General features: G+C 54.2%; 1 tRNA gene and 2 rRNA genes. All 3 read right to left on the bottom strand.

The annotated features are described in order from the left end of the window. Nucleotides 1–77: transfer RNA gene (locus R5H32_RS20465), tRNA-Met, on the bottom strand. 72 nt (nt 78–149) lie between these two features. Further along, nucleotides 150–264 (bottom strand): 5S ribosomal RNA (gene rrf, locus R5H32_RS20460). A gap of 71 nt (nt 265–335) precedes the next feature. Beyond that, nucleotides 336–3,169, bottom strand: a 23S ribosomal RNA gene (locus tag R5H32_RS20455). Nucleotides 3,170–3,188 lie beyond the last annotated feature (19 nt).

Below are 3,188 nucleotides of genomic sequence, written 5' to 3'. Positions count from 1 at the left end.
TGGTTGCGGGGGTAGGATTTGAACCTACGACCTTCAGGTTATGAGCCTGACGAGCTACCGGGCTGCTCCACCCCGCGCCATTTGGCCCGCACGGAACGAGATTGTATTGGGGCCACATCGTTGAGAGATACGTTTGTGCTTCTTTCTAGGTTTGGCGGCGACCTACTCTCCCACGTCTTGAGACGCAGTACCATTGGCGCGACGGCACTTAACGGCCGAGTTCGGGATGGGATCGGGTGTTTTGCTCGTGCTATGACCACCAAACCGAGAAAGAAGCACAACAATCAGCGGTCCAAGTCCGCTTTTTGACCACAGAAGTCTGGCTTCTGCTGGATCAAATCAAGCCTATCGAGCAATTAGTACCGGTCAACTGAACGCGTTACCGCGCTTACATCTCCGGCCTATCGACGTGGTGGTCTTCCACGGCTCTCAAGGGATACCTGGTTTTGAGGGGGGCTTCCCGCTTAGATGCCTTCAGCGGTTATCCTGTCCGTTCATAGCTACCCAGCACTGCCGTTGGCACGACAACTGGTCCACCAGTGGAACGTTCACCCCGGTCCTCTCGTACTAGGGGCAACTCCTCTCAAGTATCCTACACCCACGGCAGATAGGGACCGAACTGTCTCACGACGTTCTAAACCCAGCTCACGTACCTCTTTAAATGGCGAACAGCCATACCCTTGGGACCTGCTCCAGCCCCAGGATGAGATGAGCCGACATCGAGGTGCCAAACGATGCCGTCGATATGGACTCTTGGGCATCATCAGCCTGTTATCCCCAGCGTACCTTTTATCCGTTGAGCGATGGCCCTCCCACTTGGGACCACCGGATCACTATGGCCGTCTTTCGACTCTGCTCGACTTGTCAGTCTCGCAGTCAGGCTGGCTTCTGCCATTGCACTCAACGAGCGATTTCCGACCGCTCTGAGCCAACCTTCGCGCGCCTCCGTTACTCTTTGGGAGGCGACCGCCCCAGTCAAACTACCCACCACGCAGGGTCCCGGATCCGGATAACGGACCGCGGTTAGACATCAAGAGTGCGAAGGGTGGTATCTCAAGGGAGGCTCCACGGAAACTGGCGTTCCCGCTTCAAAGCCTACCACCTATCCTGCACATCACAATCCTGATGCCAGTGCGAAGCTATAGTAAAGGTGCATGGGGTCTTTCCGTCTAACCGCGGGAAGTGTGCATCTTGACACACAGTTCAATTTCGCTGAGTCCACATTTGAGACAGCGGGGAGATCGTTACGCCATTCGTGCAGGTCGGAACTTACCCGACAAGGAATTTCGCTACCTTAGGACCGTTATAGTTACGGCCGCCGTTTACTGGGGCTTCAATTCGGAGCTTGCACCCCTCCTTTTAACCTTCCAGCACCGGGCAGGCGTCAGACTGTATACGTCGCCTTACGGCTTCGCACAGCCCTGTGTTTTAAGTAAACAGTCGCCACCCCCTAGTTTGTGCCCCCCGCCCACAGTTGCCTGCAGACGGGGCTCCCTTCTCGCGAACTTACGGGAGCATTTTGCCGAGTTCCTTAAATGTGGTTCTCTCAAGCGCCTTGGTATTCTCTACCAGTCCACCTGTGTCGGTTTAGGGTACGATCTTATGGAGGGCTATTTCCAGGGACCTCTAAGCAGCCTCTTCAATCCGATAAGAAGAAACTACCCTCGAGATCCGTCACATCCTCCTGGCCCAGGAATATTAACCTGGTTCCCATCGACTACGCCTTTCGGCCTCGCCTTAGGGGTCGGCTCACCCTGCTCAGATTAGCTTTAAGCAGGAACCCTTGGACTTTCGGCGACAGGGTCTCTCACCCTGTTTGTCGCTACTCATGTCAACATTCTCGCTTCCGATCACTCCACCGGATCCCTCACAGGCCGGCTTCACAGTCAGCACCGTTCCGACCGGAACCTTCCGAAGAAGGCTAAAGTCGGATGGTGCTATATCACGGAACGCTCCGCTACCACGCACATTGCTGTGCATCCTAAGCTTCGGCTCGTGGCTTGAGCCCCGTTACATCTTCGCCGCAAGACAACTTGTTTAGACCAGTGAGCTGTTACGCTATCTTTAAAGGATGGCTGCTTCTAAGCCAACCTCCTGGTTGTTTTGGTCGTCTCACATGCTTTCCCACTTAGCCACGAATTGGGGGCCTTAGCTGTAGGTCAGGGTTGTTTCCCTCTTCACGACGGACGTTAGCACCCGCCGTGTGTCTCCCGGATAGTACTCTACGGTATTCGGAGTTTGCTTAGGCTCAGTAAGTCTGTGGGACCCCATCACCCATGCAGTGCTCTACCCCCGTAGGTATTCGTCCGAGGCGCTACCTAAATAGCTTTCGCGGAGAACCAGCTATCTCCAGATTTGATTGGCCTTTCACCCCTAGCCACACGTCATCCGGACCCTTTTCAACGGGTGTCGGTTCGGACCTCCAGTAAGTGTTACCTTACCTTCATCCTGCACATGGCTAGATCATCTGGTTTCGGGTCTGATCCCACGAACTCATTCGCCCTTTTAAGACTCGCTTTCGCTGCGCCTACACCTATCGGCTTAAGCTTGCTCGTAAGACCAAGTCGTTGACCCATTATACAAAAGGTACGCCGTCAGGGCTCAAGGCCCCTCCGACTGCTTGTAGGCGTCCGGTTTCAGAAACTGTTTCACTCCCCTCGTCGGGGTGCTTTTCACCTTTCCCTCACGGTACTGGTTCGCTATCGGTCAGTAAGGAGTACTTAGCCTTCGGGGGTGGTCCCCCGATCTTCAGACAGGATTTCACGTGTCCCGCCCTACTTAATACGTCCAATCGAACTTCCCATACGGGGCTGTCACCCACTATGGCTGATCTTTCCAGATCATTCTGGTCGTTCTCATGGCTCGGCTGGTCCGCGTTCGCTCGCCACTACTAGCGGAGTCTCTATTGATTTCCTTTCCTCCGGGTACTTAGATGTTTCAGTTCCCCGGGTTCGCTCTTAAACCCCTATGTATTCAGGGTAAAAGTACCTGTCTCAGCCCGTTATTGATTACCGAAGTAACAATAACAAACTGTCAGGTGGGTTTCCCCATTCAGAGATCCATGGATCAAAGCTTGTTCTCAGCTCCCCATGGCTTATCGCAGAGTACCACGTCTTTCATCGCCTCTTACTGCCAAGGCATCCACCAAACGCCCTTCTTGCGCTTGATTTGATCCAGGAAAAGTCAGG

This window comes from Defluviimonas sp. D31 (assembly GCF_033436765.1).
In the GTDB taxonomy this organism is placed as follows: Bacteria; Pseudomonadota; Alphaproteobacteria; order Rhodobacterales; family Rhodobacteraceae; genus Albidovulum.
This window is presented reverse-complemented; position numbering and strand designations above follow the sequence as displayed.